Genomic DNA, 24061 nt, shown 5'->3' on the forward strand with positions numbered 1-24061 from the left:
TTTATGCAGAAGCGTGACTATATTATTACGGTGCTAGGTATTACAACCCTAGGGAATCGATCTTTATATCCGTAGACCCACTCTTTGAAAAAACAGGAACACCGTATCAATATACCTACCAGAATCCGATTAGATTTACCGATCCTACGGGGATGGAAGGGGAAGAAGTGAAAGAACCACCTATAAAAGAAATACGTTATTTTAGAGATAATACCGGAGAATATTTTTGGAACAAGAATCAAGATGCTTATGAACATTACAGTTCAGGACAAGATGGTTATTCATATTATGAAGGAATGTATTCAGTAGATGAGTCAAAAAAACCAGTAGGAGATTATTCCATGATACTACAAGATGGTAAAGAAGGGGAATTAGCTATAAAAGATATTGTTGAGGAACGTAATTATACAGATGTATCTCGTGAAGATGTAGGAAGAACTATAACCTTAGAATATAGCTCTAGAAATCAAATACGTTCTGAAGTGTTTGCAAGAGAGAAAGGAGAAAAGAATGTTAAGATATTACGTAATTCACAAATAGAGCCTCGTAGTAAATCGGATATTATTTCTGGGATAACTGTAAAAACAAAAACTTACATAGAAACAAGAGATTATGGATCATCTTTTAATAATTCTACTACCCCTACAACTAATGATGCTAAAAATGATATGATTAAATTTGGAGCAGAAAAATTAGTAGAATTTCTACAATCATTAATAAAGAAAAGATAATTTAAATGTTAAATTTCATGTATAATAAGATTCTGTTTATTAAGACTAATATACTATTAATAATCTGTATTTCTATTTTAATGATTTTACATTCATGCGTAGATCTAAGTAAAGACAAAGATTATACTAATTATTTATCTTACTTTGGAGATAGCTTAACTTCTCATTTTCCTTTAAATACTGATGATTTTGATAAGTATTCATATAGTATAGATACAGTAGCTTATTCTAATACTGAAGATTTTAGTTTAACTTTAATTGGAACAAAAAAATTAATAAAGGAAGAAAAATTAAAATATAAACATAAGAAGATTTATGCTATTGAGGATAATTGTATAGTAATAGTTAATGACTTTATAAATAAAAGTAGTTTATTAATGGATTTAAATAATGGAATACACAAAAGTAAACTATCACCTAATTGTAAAGAATCCCCAATTGTAATACCTAATTTTTGGAGTAATACATTAAGTAAGGGACAGAGTAAATTAAATCAAGATTTTAAATATATTATTATAGATTTAAAGCATGGAGAAACAGTATATTCCTCAAAAATTAATCCATATAAATCATATATGCCTTCTGTCGTAAAACATGGTTATTCTAAAGGAATAGCGTTTAACGAAAAAGAAGAAATTATAATTTATTGGTTAGTAATATGGTAAGTAGTTAGAAAACAATTTAAATACCCCCCTCACTTGAAAGTGAGGGGGGTATTCATACCAAATGCAGCATATCTAGCATTTACAGTTCATTATGCGGGATAAGGAGTTTAATTAACTCAAGCGTGTCAAAAACATCGATGTCTTTGTGATAGGGTTTTTACTAATTTCTATCATTATTTACAGTTGAAAAATAGAATAAATAACAAAACCTATTTTTTATTTCAATTGAAATAAAAAGTATATCTTTGCAATTAGATAAAGTTAATTGACATAAGGGTGTTTTTATATTTAAAACAGTAGAGAGTAAAAGGAAAATCTCGGGCGAGGAAGAATTTATGCAGAGGCGTGACTATATTATTACGGTGCTAGGTATTACAACCCAAGGGAATCGATCTTTATATCCGTAGAGCCACTCTTTGAAAAAACGATGACTCCGTATCAGTATACCTACCAGAATCCGATTAGATTTATTGGTCCAGATGGACGTTTACCATTAGACGTTATCATAATATTTAATAAATCAACAGGTAAATTCTCTTAATTTTTTTCCGAAATTAAATAGATATTAAAAAAACTATATAATTTTATAAAAAACAAATTTACAGTTCAAAAAAGAATAACCGTAAATTATTAAAAAATGCTTGAGTAACATTTTAGTAAATGAGTTTATACAAAAAAGGAAATATTTATACTTATAACTAAGATAAATTATCAGCAGTAGTTTATTAAAAGATTAAAATGCCATAGGTATAATAAGAATAAAGAAAATAATGATTACTCAAATTTTAATGAAAAAACTACAGCCCTTGTATGTATAGATTTTAATGCCCCTGCCCAATATGGCGGTGTTCCGGGATTATCTGCAACTAATTCATTATTAAAAAAGAAAATTCCTCTAACCGATGGGGTCATTTTGAATCTCTTAAAATAAAGTTCAACACCTGCTTCTAATTGATAGGAAAAATTATTTGTTTTCATCCGAAAAGTCTGATTACTATTATCCTTTTCCTTTTTCTCATTACTTTGTAAATTGATCAGCCAACTTAACCCGGCTTGTAAATAAGGCCTAGAATTATACCATCTTTCTCCGTGAAATTTTAAAAAGAGTGGGAAATCTAAATACGTAGATTTGACATTTCGCTTTACATCTTGTTCGGTATAAGTGGTTTCAAGACCATTTGCTATTTCTTCATCAATAATTTTTTGAACATTGTTAAAAATCAAATCTCGTTGAGTAAAATGCATAGCCGGTTCTAACCTTAAATCAATATAATCATGAACTTTCATTTTTCCTATTAATCCTACGGTAAATCCTCCTTTAGAATCAACATCCACTAAGTATCTGCCTGAATGTTCTAATCCTTCATCATTGGGATGAATCTTTAAGTCAAAATAATTCATGCCAAGATAATACCCCCAAGAAAACTTCTGATCATCAAAATCATCATATCTTTCCATCACTTCTCTTGTTCGGAATTGCGCATTTACTCCACAATGTATAAATAATATTAAAACTATGATTAATCTCTTCATAGTAGAGAAAACGATTTATTTATTTATTTATTTTATTCCCTCATAGACGGTAGCAACCCCGAAAGTCAACTTTCTAAAGCTTGCTTCTTTAAAACCGTTTTTGAGTATTAGATTTTTCATATTATCTCCATAAGGCATTACCTCTACTGAATTTGGCAAATAAGTATATGCACTAGAATCGCCGGAAATTAATTTTCCAATATTCGGAAGAATCTTCTTAAAATAAAACATAAAGAATGGAGCAAAAAAGCCACTGGGTTTTGAAAATTCTAAAATTAGCAGCTTCCCTCCTTTTTTTAAAACCCTTCCCATTTCAGATATACCTTTTTCTAAATTCTCAAAATTTCTCACCCCAAATGAAACGGTAACAATATCAAATCCTTCATCCGGAAAAGGTAAATTTTCAGCATCACCTTTGATTAGTTTTATTCTATCTTTCAGTCCTTTCCTATCTATTTTAACCTGCCCATAATCTAGCATTTTTTGAGACAAATCTAAACCGGTAATTGCCGCCTTGGTTTTCTTTGCATGCTCAATGGCTAAATCAGCTGTCCCTGTAGCCACATCTAATATCTTTTCTGGATTATGCGCCACCACTCTTTTTTCTAGTTGATTTCTCCAATAAATATCAATATTAAATGATAACAATCTATTTAAGAAATCATAATTTTCAGAGATATTATCAAACATCTGTTCAACTTGTTTTTTCTTACTCTCTGTTTCATTATAGGGCTTTACAATATCCGGCATAATAATTATTTGCTGTTCTTACCTTACAAAATTAAATGTTTTTACTCAAATGTTGAGCGATAAAATTCTAAAAATTGGCTTTTTCTAAATAATTTAATTCTTGACTCAATCGAATCTACCTTAGTTATAATCTTAGGAAAATTTTGATTAATATTATAATAAAAATCTTGTATTAATAATTGATTATATTCATTTACTTCACCTATAAATTCTTTTCCATCAATTCTTTTTCGATAAATTTTATATAAAGAATCTATATTTTTTATATGCCCGTAGTATCTTCTAAAAGTAATATAAGTGGCAAACGAGGGATTAATTAATCCTCTTTTATTCCCATTAATAACAAAGAATGTATCTTTTAAGATACTGTTTCCATTTATATCCTGACTTGATATAGTATTTTTGCCTGCTAAAATAGGAACTGTAAGGGATTGACCCGCTGCAAGAAAATAATCCTTTCCATTTAAAACAACCTTTATTTGCTTATCACTGGAATTGTCCAATAAAAATTCATCATTTTTTTTTATATATAAATTATATATCAAAATTGAAACTAAAACTATAAATATTGCTACTAATAAACCTTGTAAGGGGCTTTTACTCAACATATAACCTTACTTTTATACACAAAGATAATAATATAATAGCTTTATTAGTAATTATTACATAAATTTGTCAAATTATTATCACGAATAATATTACAATTTTAATATGTTGCAAAGTATTATAACTGGATCTGGATCGTACTTACCTAAGAAAGTGGTTCCAAATAGCAATTTTGAAGGAATTACTTTTTATGACGAAAACAGAGAACCTATAACCAAACCTACTCCGGAAATTATTAAAAAATTTGCAGATATCACAGAAATAACTGAAAGACGTTATGTTGATGATAACAATATCATGAATTCCGATCTGGCCGCAGAAGTAGGTAGATTAGCAATTGAAAATGCCGGAATTGATAAAGAAGAGTTAGATTATGTTATCGTAGCTCACAATTTTGGTGATATAGATGCTAATGAGAGACAGGTTCGAATAATGCCATCCATATCTGCTCTTACAAAGAAAAAAATAGGTATTAAAAATATTTTGTGTAAACCCTATGATATGAATTTCGGATGTCCAGGCTGGAATGAAGGCATAATTTTAGCCGATCAATTATTAAAAGCAAGAATTGCTAAAAAAATCTTAGTAATTGGTTCTGAAACTCTTTCCAGAACGGTTGACCCTTTCGATAGGAATTGTATGATTTTTTCTGACGGAGCAGCCGGTGTGGTTCTTGAATCCAGAGAAACTGATCATAAAATAGGTATCCTTAACCATTATACAAGAAGTGATAACGGAGAAGAGGTATATTATATAGCTACGGATTCGTCTTTAAATCCGAATTATGTCGGCTCAAAGGCCAATATCAGAATGAAAGGAAGAAAAGTATATGAATATGCATTAACTTATGTTCCACAAGCAGTTAAAAAAGTTATTGATGATGCTGGATATACAATCTCAGATATTAATAAAGTTCTAATTCATCAAGCTAATGCAAAAATGGACCATGCTATATTAGAGAGAGTTTTCAAACTTTATAATTTAAATGATATTCCTGAAGGAATTGCTCCCATGACTATCCAAAAATTTGGAAACTCTTCGGTAGCAACCATTCCAACCATGTATGATATGATGGTAAAAGGAAATTTTCTAAATCAAACATTAAACTCCAATGATTTGGTAGTGTTTGCTTCTGTAGGTGCCGGAATGAATATAAATGCTATTTTATATAGAATGCCATAACTATAATTACTGATAATCAAAAGCGCATTGACCTCATTAATAGCTATATTATTTGTTATTTCACTTATTATTGAATATTATTGTTATCAAGCTATTAAAGTATTGACAAACAATAAATTAATAAGACATTGGTGGCTTGGAGTATCTATCAGTGCTCTATCCATTATTCTTATCTGGTCTATATTAATTGATAGAAACAATAAAGGGCAAGTCCATTTTTTAATGGGTTTTTTCATGATTGTTTTTATACCTAAACTAGTCTTAGCTTTAATCCTAATTATTGAAGATTTTATAAGAGTTTTCAATTTTTTATTTAGGAAAATTTCTTCTAAACCCGTTCAAAATCAGACGTATTTACCTGAACGGAGAAAAGCTATTAGTGCGATGGGATTAGGACTTGCTAGCATTCCATTTTTATCTATAATAGAAGGGATTGTTTGGGGCAAATTTGATTTTCGGGTTAGAAAAGTTTCAATTAAATTTCCCGATTTACCCAATGAATTTGACGGTTATAAAATAGCCCAACTTTCTGACATGCATTTGGGAAGCTTTGATAGTAAAGATTATGATAAGGTAGCCAGAGGCATTACAATGCTTAATAATCAAAACCCCGACTTATTTGTTTTTACTGGTGATTCTGTAAATAATCTTTCCGAAGAGATGAAACCTTGGCTTTCTCTTTTGAAAACAATAAAAGCTAAAGATGGCAAATATTCTATTTTAGGGAATCATGATTATGGAGTTTACGTTTTTGGAGAAGATAAAATAGCTCAACAAAAAAATATTGATAAGCTAAATCAATATCATGAATCAATCCATTGGAATTTATTAAGAAATGAATCAATAAGACTACATAAAGGGAATCAATTTATTAATATTATCGGAGTTAAAAATTGGGGTATTGGACATTTTCCTAAAGATGGAGATTTAGATCTGGCTACAAAAAATATTAACGATGGAGAATTTAATATTTTATTATCGCATGATCCCTCTCACTTTGATGCAATTGTAAAAAACTTTACGAAGAAAATGCATCTAACCTTATCAGGACATACTCACGGAATGCAATTTGGAATTGAAATTCCCGGAGTTATTAAATGGTCTCCCATCAAATACAGGTATCCTAAATGGGCGGATTTATATCAAGAAAATGATAAATACCTTTATGTAAACCGTGGATTCGGCTTTTTAGGATTTTCCGGAAGAGTAGGTATTTGGCCCGAAATAACTATAATTGAATTAAAAAAAGGTTAATTTTGTAATTCCTTTATTTACAAACTACATTTAAATTAGCTTAAGCTTACGCTTAGTTATAACAATATTTTATACATATGTTACAATCAATGACTGGCTATGGGAAGTCAGAAGTCAATACAGAAAATTTAAAAATTTCAATTGAGATCAAAACTCTTAACAGTAAATCATTAGATTTATTTGTAAGAATATCACCCAGGTATAGAAATAAAGAATTGGAACTAAGAAAAATTATAGGAAGTCAATTAGTCAGAGGAAAAATAGATTTCTCCATAATTATTGAAAATTTAGGAGCTGAGAATAATTCTCGTATTAATGCAAATGCAGTTAAAAATTATATATCAGATCTTGAAGAATTGCAAATAGAAGGTACTCAATTGGATTTTCTTAAGATGGCAATAAGAATGCCTGAGGTATTTACTAATCAAGAAGTAGAAATTAGTGAAGAGGAGTGGAAACTCGTTTTAGAATGCCTTAATTCTTCCCTTGAAAAAGTGAACGATTTTAGATCTGAAGAAGGGAGAGCATTAGAAGCTGCATTAAAGAAATACGCAAAAAATATACTTACTTCATTAGATGAGATAGAAAGATATGAGCAGGAAAGAATAATTTCCGTAAGACAAAAATTGGAAAAACAATTATCCGAATTAAAAATCCAATTTGATGAACAGCGCTTTCATCAAGAATTGGTTTACTATATAGAAAAATTAGATATAAATGAAGAAAAAGTGCGATTAAAACAACATGGTGAATATTTCTTTAAAGTAATTGATAACGATGAACAAGCCGGAAAAAAATTAGGCTTTATAGCTCAAGAAATGGGTAGAGAAATAAATACAATAGGATCCAAAGCCAATCATTCTGAAATTCAGAAATTAGTTGTATTAATGAAAGATGAACTTGAAAAAATAAAAGAACAAACTAATAACGTTTTATAATTTATGGGATTAATATATCAGAAGCCGGGAAATGATACTTTTCAACTTAAAGAATTGCTTCCGGGAAAAAATTTAGAAGGTAAATTAATCATTTTTTCAGCACCCTCAGGTGCTGGAAAAACGACTATTGTGAAATATCTTTTAACCATATTTCCAGAAATTGCATTTTCAATTTCTTGTACTACACGCCCTAAAAGAGAATTTGAAGTTAACGGAAAAGATTATTATTTTCTAACAGAAAAAGAATTTAAAGAAAAAATCAAAAACAACGAATTTATAGAATATGAAGAAGTATACGAAGGTCGATTTTATGGAACACTTCATTCTGAAATAGAAAGACTTTGGAATCAAGGGAAACATGTAATTTTTGATATTGATGTAAAAGGAGGACTAAATCTTAAAAAACAATTTAAAGAGAGAGCTTTGGCTATTTTTATTGCTCCCCCCTCTTTAAAAGACCTTGAGGAAAGATTAAAAAATAGAAATACTGAAAATTCGGATTCACTACTTGCCAGAATTCAAAAAGCTGATGAAGAAATTTCATTTGCTAAAGATTTTGATGTAGTAATAATTAATGATAATTTGGAAAAAGCTCAAAATAAAGCCAAAACATTGGTAAAAAATTTTCTAGAAATAAATAAATAAGCTAATTATATTTTCTCTCATCGAAAATCTATTCTGCGCCTTTGTAATCTTTATCAATCACTATTCTCAAATTATAGCATTTCAAATAGATAAATTATTATACGTTATAGCAATCTTAACTACTATTATAAATGCAAAGGCATTTTTGGAATAATAAAAATATTATCAAATTATATTTAGAATTCTTTTTTAGTTCAAAAATTTAACACAATATTTTAAGGTTGCCTACCATTTCTTTGCATAACATTATCAATCTTTTTAATAAATACATATCATATTTATGGTGGAATTTTATTAGGATAAAACACATAATTACTATTTTTCTTATCCAATAGTTTATTATCTTTGAATCAATCTTATTTAAAGATGTCATCGAAAATTCAGAACCATATTCAACGAATATTTTTCATTTACTTATGAAAAGAAAAACTAACAAAAAAAATACTTATAGAGTACTTTACTATTGGCTAACAGGTGTCATTGTAATCCTATCCTTACTCTTTTTTTTTCGTACTTCGCTGATCACGTATTATTACCTTATTAAAAATAAGTGGGCCGGAGCGAACTTTGAAAATGAAAATTTAGAAAAAAATATTAAAATATCTGAAATTCAAAAGATCCAAGCTGTTTTCACTAAATATAAAAATAATGTTTTTGGGCTTGATATTAGTCAGCATCAGGGTAAAATTATATGGGATAGTATTCAATTTATCGATAAAGAAATTCCAATATCTTTTGTATTTGTAAGAGCAACACGGGGCGCTTTTACTCAAGATGCTTCATTTAAAAAAAATTGGAGAAATCTCGCTAAAAAAAATATTATAAAAGGCGCTTATCATTATTATGATGTTAACAGAAATTCTACCATACAAGCTGAAAATTTTATTAAGACTGTTACCTTAGAAAAAGGTGATTTACCACCTGTGCTTGATGTAGAAGAATTACCGAAAGATCAATCATTGGAATTATTAAAAACCGGACTTATAAACTGGTTAACTATCATTGAAAAAAATTATAAGGTTAAACCAATTATTTATTCCAACGATGCCTATTTCATTCATCACATATCTGATATGGATTTAACCGATTATATGATATGGACGGCAAATTACAATCCTATTGAAAGTCCTTTACATCAAAAATGGTCCTTTTGGCAGTTTACTGAAAAAGGAATAGTAAAAGGTATTACAGAAAATTATGTAGATATCAATGTTTTTAATGGAAGCATTGAAGATTTAAAAAAGCTAACCCTATAAAAAACAATAAGGATAGAAAAATTTTCTACCCTTATTGCTCTAACTAAGTATAAATTTATTTGAAAGAAATTTTACTTTAAAAAAATTTAATTTACTTTTAAATTATGTGTTATAAATAATTTTTCAGAAATTTTAAATCATTTCCCCATGGCTTAAAAATTATATTTTAAATATAACAACAATAACTTCTTACTAGTGAAATTTCAAAAAACTTGCCAAAAATTCTTTGCGATAAAGGTGTCTTAAAAATAAATACTTGACTTTAGGGGTACGCTTATTGTATATTTGTATTATAAACATAAATTTAATAATGAAAACTTCAGATTTTGATTTTAAGTTACCCCCTGAACTTCTTGCAGATAGACCTTCCAAAAACAGAGATGAGGCAAGGTTAATGGTGGTACATAAAAACACAGGAGAAATAGAACATAAATTATTTAAAGATGTCATTGATTATTTTGATGAAGGGGATGTCTTTATTTTAAATAATACTAAAGTATTTCCGGCCCGTTTATATGGTAATAAAGAAAAAACCGGAGCTCAAATAGAAGTTTTTTTATTAAGAGAGCTGGATGCTGAATCTAGAATATGGGATGTATTGGTTGATCCTGCAAGAAAAATAAGAATCGGAAATAAATTATTTTTTACAGAGGACGATAGTTTAGTTGCCGAAGTAGTTGATAATACTACATCCCGAGGTAGAACCTTACGTTTTTTATTTGACGGCTCTTATGAAGAATTTAGAAGAAAATTAAAGGAGTTAGGAGAAACTCCTCTACCTAAATATATTAAAAGAAAACCAGATGCGGATGATGCAGAAAGGTATCAAACAATTTATGCCAAAGAAGAGGGAGCTGTTGCCGCACCAACTGCAGGATTGCATTTTTCTAAACATCTATTAAAACGTTTGGAAATTAAAGGAATTGAATTTGCAGAAATTACTTTGCATGTTGGTTTAGGAACATTTGCTTCCGTAGAAGTTGAAGATCTTTCTAAACATAAAATGGAAAGTGAGCAAATCTCTATCTCAGAGAAAACTTGTAAAATTGTAAATCATGCTATTGAGACTAAACATCGCGTTTGTGCAGTGGGTACTACTTCAATGAGAGCTATTGAAACCTCAGTTTCTGCAAATAAACGACTAAATCCTTATGAAGGATGGACCAATAAATTTATTTTCCCATCTTATGATTTTGGTATCGCCGATTCCATGATTACTAATTTCCATACACCAAAATCAACATTAATGATGATGGTTTCTGCTTTTGCAGGATATGATTTAATCATGAAAGCCTATAAAGAAGCAATTAAAGAAAATTATAAATTCTACTCTTACGGAGATGCAATGTTAATCATTTAATTTAGCTTTATAACTAGTTTGAATCAAAATAAAAAAGATATAAGAGCCTTAAGTTTACAAGAACTTGAGGCTTATTTTTCCTCAATAGGAGAAAAAGCTTTTCGTGCAAGACAGGTATATGATTGGCTCTGGAATAAAAATGCGCATTCCCTTGCAGGTATGACGAATCTATCCAAACCTCTTCGTGAAAAACTGGAAAATCATTTTATAATTAGACCGGCAGAAATTCATGTAATGCAAAGGTCTAAAGACGGAACTATAAAAAATGCGGTGAGACTTCACGACGGAAATGTTGTGGAATCTGTTCTAATACCTACTGCAAAAAGAACCACAGCCTGTGTATCATCTCAAGTGGGATGCAGTTTGGATTGCACATTTTGCGCAACTTCTCAACTTATTCGAATGAGAAATTTAACCACTGCTGAAATTGTAGATCAGGTAACACTTATAGATAAACAGAGTAGAGAATACCATCAGAAACCTCTTTCCAATATTGTTTTTATGGGAATGGGAGAGCCGCTTCTAAACTATTCTTCAGTACTTGATGCGATTCGGAAGATTACCGAAGATAAAGGTTTAGGTATGTCTCCAAGGCGAATTACCGTTTCTACATCCGGTATTCCCAAATTAATTGAGAAATTAGCCGATGAAAATGTAAAGGTTAAATTAGCGTTATCTTTACATTCAGCTATAGAAGAAAAACGGAATCAATTGATGCCTTTCAGTGTAAAATTTCCTCTTACCAACATTAAGGAATCTCTAAATTATTGGTATCAGAAGACCAAAAGCAGAATTACTTTGGAATATATTGTTTGGAAAGGAATCAATGACAGCAAGGAAGATATAAATGCTCTAGTAAAATTCTGTAAAACAATACCCTCCAAGGTTAATTTAATACAATACAACTCTATTGATAGTGGCAAATATTCTCAAGCAAGCTCGGAGATAATTCAAAATTATGTATCTACCTTAGAAAAAGAGAATATTATTGTAAAAATTAGAAAAAGTAGAGGAGACGATATTGATGCTGCCTGTGGTCAACTCGCCAATAAACATTAAAATATAATTTTTATATAATTATAGATTTAGATCATAATTAATAAAAATCACTTTATTCGATAGAATTCTACAAAATCCATAAGCAAATTTATTTTTTAGAATCAGAATACCATTTATAGATACCAATTACTGCATTTATCTCATATAAAACAGATTGGACGGCAAAAATATAATTGTGCGAAATAATATTTAAAGAAAGCCATACTAAATTACTTATACTCCATAAAATCCAAGAAAAGGGTTGTCTCATAATCATTGTAAATTGAGCAGATACCCCTATCGTAAAAGCTATGCAATTTAGTAAAAGCAGAGAAGTGGTTGCTCCTTCTTTAAAGATATAATCTCCGAAATAAAACATCAAAATGATTCCAAGTATACAAAACAAAATGGTGAATGCAAGAGCCATATAATTTGTTTTTGATACTTTAATTTTACCTTTCTCATCTTGATTTTCTTTCTTTGTCCATAAGAAAAGTCCTATTACATGAGTAATAAAATAATATAGATTACTACAAGCCAAACCTACATTACCATATAATAAATGGGTATATATTTCCCCTATATTTGCCGACATTCCTAATAGATTGGACACTACGGGTGAACGATAAACTAATATATTTACGCAAGTATATCCTAATAAAGCTGTAATTATAAAAATTATAATATTATAAGGTAATTCTTCGTTTCCCTTCCACATAGTATATCCCAAATATATAGTTAACATAAAAGCAACTAAATACCAGATAACTCTAAAAATTTTTTCGATTTTAGCTGAAACCATTTTATTTCGTCAATTGTTTTAATTTAATTTCTATTTCTCTTTATTTTTATGTCATTCTCCGAGACATAAACTCCAAATAATATAAATATAGCTCCAATAATTGATATGATAGTAATATTCTCTTTTAAAATAATTAAGGAAGTGAGTATTGTAACTAGTGGGACAACATATATATAATTAGTTGTCCTTATAATTCCCAGCTTCTTAATTGACATATTCCAAGTAAAAAACATATCATGAACGCAACAATCCCTAAAAATACCAAATTTGTCATAATAATTGAGGTGATTAGTATATCTTTCTGAAATTTAAAAGGATTTATAAAAATAAAGGGAATCAAAGTAATAATTCCATAAAAGAAAACTTTACGTGTTATATAAAGTATGGGGTATTTTTTTTAAGCGTATTTAAAATTAAACTATAAAAGGACCAAGAAAGTACGGCCATAAAGGTTAAAAAATCCCCTAAGAAATTTATTTTAAGTATAAATCTACCATTATATACTACCAAAAATACTCCCAAAAGCACCAATAACAATCCCTTTACCAGGTTTGCAGTAAGTTTTTCATTTTTATATATCAAAACGGTTACTATAGGTGTAGTAGAAAGTATTAATGATACATTTGATACCAATGTAAGCTTTAATGCTGTATTTTCTGTAATAAAATAAAATAAAGCGCTGAATAATCCCAAAAGTAAGAATAATAATTCATCTTTATAATTTTTTGCAAAAATAACCTTAGAAGAAAAAAAACAAATACATACATAAGCCAACAAAAATCGATATAAAAAAATCTCGGTCGGAGTAAGTCCGTTATTTATTAATATCTCAGTTGAAATAAAAGTCGTTCCCCATATAATTACTGTAAATAAGGCTAACATATGATATTTTGAATCTATCTTATGACTGAAATTTTCGTTAGTTATAATAACAAAGACCATCTTACAGTTGTGAGTTTACTATGATTTATGGTTCTTATCAAGAGTATTTTGGCATCAAGAGGTAAGAATATTTTGTTGCTTCATTATTTTTTCCAAAAGTTTTTATTTAGCAATGTCCTCCTTACTATCAATTTTTGTATCTATCTGCACTCCTGCATATTTTCTTTCTAAAAGCTACGGTACAAAGCCCTTTCTGTATTGTTCTGTGGAATCTTTATCAGATTCCTTTTATTTGTGGACTTTTCTTAAATCAATATCTTCATTGACAAGATATAACTGATATTCATGTTGCTCTCTTAGTCCACAGTACTCGGTTTCTCTATCAAATAATACATGAAGTAACCTTAATTCATGCTCATCAAGGAATGTAATCGCCTGGTCTTCGATAGCTGTATCAATACGATTTTTAAGAATAGATTTACGCCGAGATTTTCCTATAAGGTTAGCCTTCCACCTTGTTCATAATAGTTCTATAAAACAATAGAAACTATCCTGGCTATAGCCTATAATCTTACAGGCTTTTAAATCATTTCCTAATTGTTAGACCAATCTTAAAACTCATATTTTTTTCTTAATACTTTTTTGCGGTGTAGTCATATTTAATCTTTTTATAATGTTACTGTGTTTTTATTAGTAATTATTAGATTACATTTTACAGTATTTGTATGAAAAACTGATAGCTTCTTTAAGCTATCAGTTTAACTTTTATTCTTATAGAAAAACGCTATTTTCTTAAAAACTCATCTATATGATGAGCGGTTTCCCTTCCGGATGCTATACTGGTTACAACGAGTGATTGTCCGCTGACACAGTCTCCTGCAGCAAAAATTTTATCAATGTTTGTTTTTCTGGTATTATCAGTATGTATATTTTTCCTTTCATTCATAATGATTTCCATCTCTTCCAAAAATCCCTCTTGAATAGGATTTACAAATCCCAAGGCTAAAAAAACCAAATCAATTTTTAAAATTTTAGGCTCTCCCACCTCATTCATAATAAATTTTCCAGAAGAATCTTTTTGCCATTCTATTTCTACCACTTCAACCCCTGTTAACTTACCGTTTTCACCGATAAATCTTTTTGTGTGTAAAGACCATTTTCGTTCACATCCTTCTAAATGTGACGATGAAGTTTTTAAGTAAACAGGAAAAGGAACCGGCCATCTATTTTCAACATCTTTAAGTTCTTTAGGCTTGGTTAAAATTTCAATCTGCATAATATTTGCAGCACCTTGCCGATTTGCAGTTCCAATACAATCGGATCCTGTATCCCCTCCTCCAATGACAAGGACATTTTTACCTTTTGCGTTAATAAATTCGTCATCGGTAATTGATTCTTTAGCTACTATTTTATTTTGCATTTTTAGATATTCCATTGCATAGTGAACTCCTTCCAGCTCTCTTCCTTCAATATCTAAATTTCTAGGCACCTGAGAGCCTATGGCTATGCAAACGGCGTCATAGTTTTTTACTATGTCCTTTCCTTTGATATCCTTTCCAATTTCGGTATTTACTACAAATTCTATTCCCTCCTCTTTCATCAAGTCAACTCTTCGCTGAACAACATTTTTATTTAATTTAAAATCAGGAATACCATAACGAAGCAATCCGCCTATGCTGGTATCTTTTTCATACACTGTTACTAAATGTCCTTTTTTATTTAGTTGATTCGCTACAGCCATTCCTGCCGGACCTGATCCGATAACAGCAACTTTTTTTCCTGTACGTGTGTTTGGTAACTCAGGCTTCATATATCCTTCCGAATAGGCATGTTCCATTACGGCAGCCTCATTTTCTCTAATTGTTACCGGCGAATCATCTATTGCTAAAACACAGGTTTTTTCACAAGGAGCCGGACATACGCGCCCTGTAAATTCAGGAAAATCATTGGTTGATTGTAAACTATGAGCGGCTCCTTTCCAATTTCCTTTATAGATAAGATCTTGCCATTCGGGCATTTTATTTCCCAAAGGGCATCCATATTGGCAAAATGGAACTCCACAGTCCATACATCGAGATGCTTGTAAAAGTCTATCCTCTGTATTTAATGTCTGTTCTACTTCTCCATAGTCCGAAATTCTTTCATGTCTAGGGCGGTACCCTGCTTCTTTTCTATTTATTGTTAAAAATGCTTTAGGATTTCCCATTTTATACTTATAATATCTTAATAATCGTATTCTAATTTTGAAATTTTCTCATTAATTGCACGAATCTTTTCTTCTTGCAATACTCTTTTGTACTCAATTGGTGTGATCTTAATAAAAGAATTAATTTCGTTCATCCAATTATCTAAAAGTCTTTTAGCCAAAGGACTTGAAGTATGTTTATAGTGATTGCTTATAATATCATGCACTTCCCGTATATCGCTAATATCTTCAATTAAGGAAAGTTCTACCATTTCCATATTGCAATAGTAATCGAAATCTCCGTCAGGGTTATATACGTAGGCAATTCCCCCACTCATTCCGGCGGCAAAATTTCTTCCCGTTTTGCCTAATACTACGGTTCGTCCTCCGGTCATATATTCGCAACAATGATCACCGGCTCCTTCTACTACAGCAAGAGCCCCACTGTTTCTTACGCAAAAACGTTCACCTACCTGACCGTTAATATATACTTCTCCAGTTGTTGCTCCATATAAAAGTGTATTTCCTGCAATAATATTATCCTCGGGTTTAAAATTAGAGGTATCTGGAGGTAATAAAATTATTTTGCCTCCCGATAAACCTTTTCCTAGATAGTCATTGGCATCACCCTTTAATGTAAAGGTTATTCCTTTAGATAAAAAAGCTGCGAAACTTTGGCCTGCCGATCCTTTAAATTCACAATGAATGGTATTGTCAGGCAATCCATCATTTCCATATTTTTTTGCTACTTCACCGGATAACATAGCTCCTACGGCCCTATCTGTATTCTGAAGTATCCGTTTTAATGATACTGGCATAGCCTTATCAATAGCATTTCGGCAAGTATTAATCAATTCTCTATCCAATACTTTATCAATTTTATGATCTTGGATCTTGTTATGTTTAAGGGAATTTTCATTTTTTTCCGGATAAAACAAGATTCTACTTAAATCTAACTTTTCATGTCTTGGATTCTCTAAAGATGTTTTGGATTTTAATAGATCTGTTCTTCCTACAATATCCTCTAATTTTGTATAACCTAGTAAAGCAAGGTGCTCTCGTACTTCTTCTGCTAAAAACGTAAAGAAATTAATAAGATAATCGCTTTTGCCTCTAAATTTTTTTCTTAATTGCTCATTTTGAGTTGCCACTCCTACCGGGCAAGTATTTAAATGACATTTCCTCATCATAACACAACCTAAAATAATCAAAGCACTCGTTGCAAAACCGTATTCTTCTGCTCCTAACATAGCAGCAATTACTATATCCTTGCCGGTTTTTAGTTGTCCATCTGTTTGAAGGCGAATGTTACCTCTCAGATTATTAAGCACCAATGTCTGTTGTGTTTCAGCCAATCCAATCTCTAGGGGCAATCCGGCATGCTTGATTGAGCTTAACGGACTGGCTCCGGTTCCTCCGTCACAGCCGCTTATTAAAATTAAATCTGCTTTTGCTTTTGCTACCCCGGCAGCAATTGTTCCTACCCCACTTTCTGATACCAATTTAACACTAATTATTGCTTCGGGATTTACATTCTTCAAATCGTAGATTAATTGTGCCAAATCTTCAATTGAATAAATATCATGATGTGGAGGTGGAGATATTAAAGAAATTCCCGGTATGGAGTGTCTGGTTTTAGCTATGATATTATCTACTTTAAAGCCCGGCAATTGTCCTCCTTCTCCCGGTTTTGCACCTTGAGCTACTTTAATTTGTATTTCATCTGCATTTACTAAATATTCCGTTGTAACGCCAAATCTTCCTGAGGCTACTTGCTTTATAGCCGAGCGCGCTTTTGTAGAAAAACGTTCCTTAAGTTCTCCTCCTTCCCCTGTATTACTCTTTCCTCCTATGGTATTCATAGCTACTGCTATGGCCTCATGGGCTTCTTTACTGATTGAGCCAAAAGACATGGCTCCGGTAACAAATCGCTTCATTATTTCGGATGCAGGTTCTACCTGATCTATACTAATGGGATTTGTATTATAATCGATAAAATCTCGTATGAATATTTTATCTTTTTTATTATCAACTTCTTGTGTAAACTCTTTGAATTTATCGTAATCTCCGGTTCGTGTAGCTATTTGAAGCTTTGCAATAGTTTCAGGATTCCAAGCATGAGCCTCTCTTCCTTTTCTCCATGCGTATATTCCTAAATTATCATATATAGTTGAGTCATGTATTCCTTCAAAAGCCTCTTTGAATGATGTTATAGTATCGTAGGCTATATCTTCCAATTCTATTCCTTCAATTTTAGAAATGGTATGACCAAAATAATTAGATAATACTTTAGAGCTAATTCCTATTGCTTCAAATACCTGAGCTCCTATATAACTTTTAAGGGTAGATATTCCCATTTTGGAAAGCACTTTCAATAATCCTTTATGTATGGATTTCATATAATTCCTTTCGGCTGTAGAGAATACCATTTGTATTTCACCTTTTTTAACTAAATCATTTAATATTGCAAATGATAGGTAGGGATTTACTGCATTAGCACCATATCCGAATAATAAGGCAAAATGCATCACTTCTCTCGGTTCCGCTGACTCAATTACTAAATCTATTTGCATACGTTTCCTTTTTTTTATCAGATAATGATGAACTGCGGAAACTGCTAAGAGAGAAGGTATTGCTATTTGCTCTAGGTTTGCTTTCCTATCACTTAAAATAATATAATTACTTCCTTGATCTACAGCTAATTCGGCTGCTTCACAAAGCTTATTAATTCCTGCTTCCAATCCATAGGCATATTCGTCAGGATTATGGGAAAAAGTCATGGGTATAACAGTTGACTTAAATCCTTTATAATGCAGATTTTCGAGTATATCTAACTCCTTATTGGTAATAATTGGATATGCCAGCCCCACCATCTTACAATGTTCCGGCATGGGCTCTAAAATATTTTTATGAAGAGATCCGATATATCCTGCCAATGACATGACTAATTCTTCCCTTATGGGATCGATAGGAGGATTAGTTACCTGAGCAAAATGCTGTCTAAAATAAGAAAACAAACGATTGGGTTCTTTTGATAGTATAGCTAATGGAGAATCATTGCCCATAGACCCTACCGGTTCTTTTCCATCTTTAGCCATGGGGATTAATAGTTTTTCTATATCTTCCCGGTAATAGCCGTAAGCGGAGAGTATAATTTCCATATTCTCTACTTCGTATGTTACGCTTCTTCCCGAAGTGATGTTATCTAAAGATATTCTATTTTTATCCAACCATTGCTTATATGGATAGGCTTTTGCTAACTCTTCTTTTAATTCTTGGTCATATTGTATAATACCGGTAGCTGTATCAATCATTAACATTTTTCCGGGTTTTAACCTACCTTTTTCTCTGATTTCCGACGGATCAAAGGTAACTACTCCGGTTTCTGAAGCTACCACCATCATATCATTATGAGTAATGAGATAACGAGCAGGCCGTAAGCCGTTTCTGTCCAACAATCCTCCTGCATATCTACCGTCACTAAATAAGATGGTTGCCGGACCGTCCCACGGCTCCATAAGTATGCTATGATATTCATAAAAAGCTTTTAATTCGGATGAAATAGGATTTTTATCATTCCATGATTCCGGAACCATCATTGCCAACGCATGAGGTAGGGACTTGCCCGACATTACTAAAAATTCCAACACATTGTCAAAGGAGGAGCTGTCACTCATTCCATTCTGTACAATCGGCCATATATCTTCTATGTTTCCGATTTTTTCAGATTTTAGTACGCTTTCACGTGCTTCCATCCACAATCTGTTTCCTTTTATAGTATTAATTTCTCCATTATGTCCTACTAAACGGAAAGGCTGCGCCAAATCCCAAGTAGGAAAAGTATTGGTACTGAAACGTGAATGTACCAAAGCTATGGCACTGGTAAAGTTTGGATGTAATAAATCCGGGAAATAATGTCTTAATTGTAGCGATGTCAACATCCCTTTATATACAATGGTTTTGGTTGACAAACTTACCAGATAACATCCGCGTTTGTTCTTTATATCTGATTTTAATATTGCTTTTTCAAATTTCTTTCTTAATAAATATAATTTTAATTCTAAAACTTCCTGAGAATACTCTTCTCCTTTTATGAATATCTGCTTTATAACCGGCTCATTTGCCATAGATATTTCTCCTAATATGTCACTATTAACAGGAACATCTCGTAAGGCTAAAAAATTTAAGCCTTCTTTCTTTATTAATTCGGATAATAAATTAAATGCTTTTTCTTCTTCATCTTTTTCTTTAGGAAAAAATAATAATCCACTTCCATACCTACCTCTTTCCGGAACTGCTATTCCTTGCAGAAGAACAAATTCATGAGGTATTTGAACCATAATGCCCGCTCCATCCCCGGTTTTATTGTCTGCACTTTCTGCCCCTCTATGGGTCATATTTTCTAAAACCTGGAGACCGTTCTCGACAATTGAATGGGATCTAACACCCTTTGTATGGACTATCATTCCTACACCGCACGCATCGTGCTCATAGTTTGGGTCATACAATCCTTTTTTACAGTATTCACTTTTCCACATAATTTTAACTCAGAAATTTTTAAGTTATAAAAGTAATAATTATAATTATAAATTATTGCATTAAACACAATAATATTTACAATTAATAGATTATAAACATAAATTAATTATTATTTTATATCTTAAAACACGCATATCGCTTTGGGATTGTAATATGATTTTCAATTCCTAAAAAATTTTAATGAGTACTTAGATAAAAATACGGTATATATTTTTTTATATTTTACAATTATTTTAACATACATTTAAAAAAAAGACAATTATCATGTGTTATATTTGTATTATAATTTCAATTAACACAATTTTATTAAGATAATCGCAAAATAATTATTATGTCATTTAGAGCAAAATTAGAAGTAGAAGGAAAAACATATAATGTATTGAATATTAATTACTCTTTAGCTCAGGAAACTGATCCTACAGGACGCCCTTCTTCTCAAACCAGAGGAGGAAGAATTGAAGTGTCTATTGAATCCACCGGTGAAACTGATATCTTTGAGTGGATGACTAATAGCTTTGAAAGAAAAGATGGTAAAATAGTTTTTATTAAAAGAGATAGTAATTCTACTTTAAAAGAATTATATTTTTTTGATGGATATGTGGTAAAATATAAAGAAAATTTTGATTCTTACGGTAAAACTCCTCTTACAGAAACTTTTACTATTTCAGCTAAAAGCATTAAAATGGGTACCGGAGAGCATATAAATGAATGGATCTAAAATTAAAGAAATTATAATTTCTTATTTTAATAAACAACTGACTAAATTTTTTTATGCCCATTTCAGTAAAATAACTATAAATTAATGATGTATTATTTACATCATAGTAGTATAAATAATATATATTGAGTTAAAAAAATGATGCATTTTGTTTAAATAAAATGCATCATTTTTTTTGATAATAAAAGGATTAAATCTTTATTGCTCCACTAATTTTTCTTTGATACGGGTTTCAATTTCCTCCAACAATTCAGGATTGTCTTTCAATAACTGTTTCACTGAATCTCTTCCTTGTCCGAGCTTGGTGTCTTGATAACTAAACCAAGATCCTGATTTTCCGACAATACCCATTTCAACGCCTAAATCCAATACTTCTCCTACTTTGGATATTCCTTCTCCATACATAATATCGAATTCTGTCTGACGAAATGGAGGAGCTACTTTATTCTTAACTACCTTAACTTTTACACGACTTCCTATCGCATTGTCTCCATCTTTTATAGGTGAGCCTGATTTACGTATATCAATTCTTACAGAAGCATAGAATTTTAATGCATTTCCTCCGGTTGTTGTTTCCGGGTTTCCAAACATTACTCCTATTTTTTCTCTAAGCTGATTTATAAATATTACCGTACATTTAGTTTTACTTATGGTTGCGGTAAGCTTTCTTAAGGCTTGTGACATCAACCTTGCATGTAGTCCCATTTTGGAATCTCCCATCTCTCCTTCTATTTCAGCTCTAGGTGTTAGTGCAGCTACGGAATCAATGACAACAATATCTATAGCTCCTGAACGAATCAAATTGTCTGCTATTTCTAATGCTTGTTCTCCGTCATCAGGTTGCGATATAATCAAATCATCCAAATTTATCCCTAGTCTTTGTGCATAAGTAGGATCAAAGGCATGCTCAGCATCAATAAATGCTGCAATTCCACCTTTTTTTTGTGCTTCAGCTATCGCATGTAATGTAAGTGTAGTCTTACCAGATGATTCAGGACCGAATATCTCAATAATTCTTCCTCTTGGATAGCCTCCTACTCCCAATGCCAAATCTAAACCGAAAGAACCGGTTGGAATTGTATCCACCTCTTCTACAGGTTTATCCCCCATTCGCATGACTGATCCTTTTCCATAAGTTTTATCTAATTTATCTAAAATTAGATTCAACGCCTTCTTCTTTGCTTCCAAATTGTTTGCGTCTTTGCTTTCTTTTTCTGCCATTATTTAATTTTTATATAAATGTTTAATTTTTCTGTTAATTTATGGATTTTAGATTCTTCTATACGTTCTTTATATTTCCTATCATATTCCCTTTATTTTCAATGGTCATTTTTTTCAAGTATCTGCTCTGCATGACTCTTGGTCTTTACTTTCGTAATAATATTTGTAATTATTCCATTTTCATCTACTATGAATGTATATCTTAAAATACCTTCAAATTCTTTCCCCATAAATTTTTTCATTCCCCAAGCACCAAATGATTCTATTATCTTCTTATCCACATCAGCTATTAGTGGAAATGGAAATGAATATTTTTCATGAAATGCTTTTTGCTTATCTATTGTATCTTTACTTATTCCTATAATTTCGTATCCTTCTTTTTGAAGTATTTGATAATTGTTTCTGAGGTTACACCCTTCAGCGGTACAGCCGGGTGTATTGGCTTTAGGATAAAAATATATGATAAGCTTTTTACCTTTATAATCAGAATATTTAATAATTTTTCCATCTTGATCTTTCCCTTGAAAATCAGGAATTTTATCGCCTATCTTTAACATAAACTTTTGGTTTAAAGTTTTCTTTATGTAAAGGTATTCATAATATATCTAAGTATCAATTTTTTAAAAAGCGAATACAATCCATTATCCGATCAACCTAAATAAATTACTAAAAACCAATCAAATATATATTATTGTTTTTTTATTACGATTAATAAATTTTATTAAGAAAAAAATAACCTTTCAATAGATAATTTCGTTATATCTTTTTATAACATTATAACCTTTTTTCTTGAAATAATCATCAGAAATTTCTAATTTTTCAACCATGATAAAATCGCCTCCCCAAGCGCCCAAGCTCTTAATAAATCCGGGATAATCACTAAATAATCTTTCTTTTACAGGTTGTATATTTATAAATTGAGAAATCATTTGTTCGTGTTCTAAAATAAGATTACTAAAGTGAGTAAAAGTAATTTTAGGATTACTTATTTCTCTTGTTATTTTTGAGATAGCATCTAATAAAAATTCCGATTTTGTTCTTTGCTTATACTGCTGTATTCCTTCTCTTGAATCTTGCTTCTGGTTTAAATAAACAAATAAAAGATGATCTGTTATTTCTTTGGATAACATTACCTTTTCCACTCTTGAAGAGCTATTCTCTTTTAATTGGTAAGTTATAGGAGTAATTGCATTCGCACAAGCTATATCATAACCACTTCCTCCAAATGTATTTTCAAGAAGCTTATAAGGATTTACTTTTGCCCAATGGGCAATATTGTTTATTAATGTAGAACTGGTTCCAAATCCCCAATTTTCAGGGAAATCAAGTTGTGTCGTACATTCATATCCAAAATTATTTTTGAATTTTTTACTTCCTAATTTATTTGCTTCTTGAAATATATGAAGTAATCTTTTTGAAAAATTAATATTATCGGTTTCTTCTATTTTGTTACTACGTATATCCAAAATAGTTTTAAACCATAATTTTCCATCATTTTTATGGGCTTTCCATACTATTTTATGATGGAGCTTATCAGCTTCTTTTACAAGCAAAGATTGCCCTAATCGTGTAGGGATTGCCAAGCTTAATGCGCCATCAAGCACTGTATATTCTCCTGTTAACAGTAATTTACCGTTACTTTTAAATTTTTGAAAAATACTCAAATTATGCGAGTTTGTTTATTTTAATGTTCAAGGAATTTAAAAAATTATATTCTTTTTATATTAGTTCGCAACTTAGCAAGCCAAAATAATTT

At 30.8% G+C, this 24061-nt stretch carries 20 protein-coding genes and 2 pseudogenes; 11 read left to right on the top strand and 11 right to left on the bottom strand.

Annotated elements, in window-relative coordinates; translation table 11 throughout:
* Positions 1–29: 29 nt before the first annotated feature.
* From Q0T35_RS05585 to Q0T35_RS05595, 3 genes and pseudogenes are all read left to right on the top strand, one after another.
* Positions 30–731, top strand: a pseudogene (locus Q0T35_RS05585) (RHS repeat-associated core domain-containing protein); the annotation flags it as partial.
* A gap of 80 nt (positions 732–811) precedes the next feature.
* Positions 812–1396 (top strand): hypothetical protein, encoded by a 585-nt coding sequence (locus Q0T35_RS05590; protein ID WP_295809522.1) that lies wholly within the window; start codon positions 812–814, stop codon positions 1394–1396.
* Positions 1397–1757: 361 nt separating this feature from the next.
* Positions 1758–1937, top strand: a pseudogene (locus Q0T35_RS05595) (hypothetical protein); the annotation flags it as partial.
* Positions 1938–2170: 233 nt separating this feature from the next.
* Here the strand turns inward: Q0T35_RS05595 and Q0T35_RS05600 are convergent.
* Genes Q0T35_RS05600 through Q0T35_RS05610 form a run of 3 tightly spaced genes read right to left on the bottom strand, consistent with a single transcriptional unit; the run spans position 2171 to position 4287 of the window.
* Positions 2171–2929 carry a porin family protein gene (locus Q0T35_RS05600; protein ID WP_295809509.1) on the bottom strand — a complete coding sequence of 253 codons (759 nt, stop codon included), beginning with the start codon at positions 2927–2929 and terminating at the stop codon, positions 2171–2173.
* 27 nt (positions 2930–2956) lie between these two features.
* Positions 2957–3679, bottom strand: a complete 723-nt coding sequence (gene ubiE, locus Q0T35_RS05605; RefSeq protein ID WP_293916447.1) for a bifunctional demethylmenaquinone methyltransferase/2-methoxy-6-polyprenyl-1,4-benzoquinol methylase UbiE — start codon at positions 3677–3679, stop codon at positions 2957–2959.
* 41 nt (positions 3680–3720) lie between these two features.
* Entirely contained in the window at positions 3721–4287 is a 567-nt protein-coding gene (locus tag Q0T35_RS05610) for a hypothetical protein (protein WP_295841293.1), read from the bottom strand.
* Between the two features lie 103 nt (positions 4288–4390).
* On the opposite strand from Q0T35_RS05610, the gene Q0T35_RS05615 reads away from it, so the two are divergent.
* The 7 genes from Q0T35_RS05615 (at position 4391) to rlmN (ending at position 11979) form a co-directional block, all read left to right on the top strand.
* Positions 4391–5467 carry a 3-oxoacyl-ACP synthase III family protein gene (locus tag Q0T35_RS05615; RefSeq protein WP_293916443.1) on the top strand — a complete coding sequence of 359 codons (1077 nt, stop codon included), beginning with the start codon at positions 4391–4393 and terminating at the stop codon, positions 5465–5467.
* Positions 5468–5494: 27 nt separating this feature from the next.
* Entirely contained in the window at positions 5495–6721 is a 1227-nt protein-coding gene (locus Q0T35_RS05620) for a metallophosphoesterase (RefSeq protein WP_295809503.1), read from the top strand.
* 77 nt (positions 6722–6798) lie between these two features.
* Positions 6799–7659 carry a DUF1732 domain-containing protein gene (locus Q0T35_RS05625; protein WP_295841294.1) on the top strand — a complete coding sequence of 287 codons (861 nt, stop codon included), beginning with the start codon at positions 6799–6801 and terminating at the stop codon, positions 7657–7659.
* Positions 7660–7662: 3 nt separating this feature from the next.
* A complete protein-coding gene (gene gmk / locus Q0T35_RS05630) occupies positions 7663–8304 on the top strand; it encodes a guanylate kinase (RefSeq protein ID WP_295841295.1) in 642 nt (213 codons plus the stop codon).
* Positions 8305–8720: 416 nt separating this feature from the next.
* The gene (locus Q0T35_RS05635; RefSeq protein ID WP_295841296.1) at positions 8721–9560 is read left to right on the top strand and encodes a GH25 family lysozyme; all 840 of its coding nucleotides are present in this window, start codon (positions 8721–8723) and stop codon (positions 9558–9560) included.
* A 310-nt stretch (positions 9561–9870) separates the two neighbouring features.
* Positions 9871–10920: a tRNA preQ1(34) S-adenosylmethionine ribosyltransferase-isomerase QueA gene (gene queA / locus Q0T35_RS05640; protein ID WP_293916433.1), complete on the top strand. Its 1050-nt coding sequence runs from the start codon at positions 9871–9873 to the stop codon at positions 10918–10920.
* Between the two features lie 18 nt (positions 10921–10938).
* The gene (rlmN, locus tag Q0T35_RS05645) at positions 10939–11979 is read left to right on the top strand and encodes a 23S rRNA (adenine(2503)-C(2))-methyltransferase RlmN (RefSeq protein ID WP_293916431.1); all 1041 of its coding nucleotides are present in this window, start codon (positions 10939–10941) and stop codon (positions 11977–11979) included.
* A gap of 88 nt (positions 11980–12067) precedes the next feature.
* Here the strand turns inward: rlmN and pnuC are convergent, their stop codons facing one another.
* The 5 genes from pnuC to gltB form a co-directional block, all read right to left on the bottom strand.
* Entirely contained in the window at positions 12068–12760 is a 693-nt protein-coding gene (gene pnuC / locus Q0T35_RS05650; protein ID WP_293916429.1) for a nicotinamide riboside transporter PnuC, read from the bottom strand.
* A 23-nt stretch (positions 12761–12783) separates the two neighbouring features.
* Positions 12784–12993, bottom strand: coding sequence for an EamA family transporter (locus Q0T35_RS11120; protein WP_366937726.1), 210 nt, complete (start codon positions 12991–12993; stop codon positions 12784–12786).
* 139 nt (positions 12994–13132) lie between these two features.
* On the bottom strand, positions 13133–13702 hold the full coding sequence (locus Q0T35_RS05655) for a DMT family transporter (RefSeq protein WP_295841297.1): 570 nt from the start codon (positions 13700–13702) through the stop codon (positions 13133–13135).
* Between the two features lie 724 nt (positions 13703–14426).
* The gene (locus Q0T35_RS05660; RefSeq protein ID WP_295841298.1) at positions 14427–15848 is read right to left on the bottom strand and encodes a glutamate synthase subunit beta; all 1422 of its coding nucleotides are present in this window, start codon (positions 15846–15848) and stop codon (positions 14427–14429) included.
* A gap of 17 nt (positions 15849–15865) precedes the next feature.
* A complete protein-coding gene (gene gltB, locus Q0T35_RS05665) occupies positions 15866–20365 on the bottom strand; it encodes a glutamate synthase large subunit (protein ID WP_295841300.1) in 4500 nt (1499 codons plus the stop codon).
* Positions 20366–20697: 332 nt separating this feature from the next.
* On the opposite strand from gltB, the gene tssD reads away from it, so the two are divergent.
* On the top strand, positions 20698–21084 hold the full coding sequence (tssD, locus tag Q0T35_RS05670; RefSeq protein WP_293916422.1) for a type VI secretion system tube protein TssD: 387 nt from the start codon (positions 20698–20700) through the stop codon (positions 21082–21084).
* A gap of 198 nt (positions 21085–21282) precedes the next feature.
* On the opposite strand, the gene recA is transcribed toward tssD, so the two are convergent.
* From recA to Q0T35_RS05685, 3 genes are all read right to left on the bottom strand, one after another.
* Entirely contained in the window at positions 21283–22305 is a 1023-nt protein-coding gene (gene recA / locus Q0T35_RS05675) for a recombinase RecA (RefSeq protein ID WP_293916420.1), read from the bottom strand.
* A 98-nt stretch (positions 22306–22403) separates the two neighbouring features.
* Positions 22404–22862: a thioredoxin-dependent thiol peroxidase gene (bcp, locus tag Q0T35_RS05680; protein ID WP_293916419.1), complete on the bottom strand. Its 459-nt coding sequence runs from the start codon at positions 22860–22862 to the stop codon at positions 22404–22406.
* A 183-nt stretch (positions 22863–23045) separates the two neighbouring features.
* On the bottom strand, positions 23046–23969 hold the full coding sequence (locus Q0T35_RS05685) for a GYDIA family GHMP kinase (RefSeq protein ID WP_295841301.1): 924 nt from the start codon (positions 23967–23969) through the stop codon (positions 23046–23048).
* Positions 23970–24061 lie beyond the last annotated feature (92 nt).

The organism is uncultured Apibacter sp., from assembly GCF_946479295.1.
Classification (GTDB): domain Bacteria; phylum Bacteroidota; class Bacteroidia; order Flavobacteriales; family Weeksellaceae; genus Apibacter.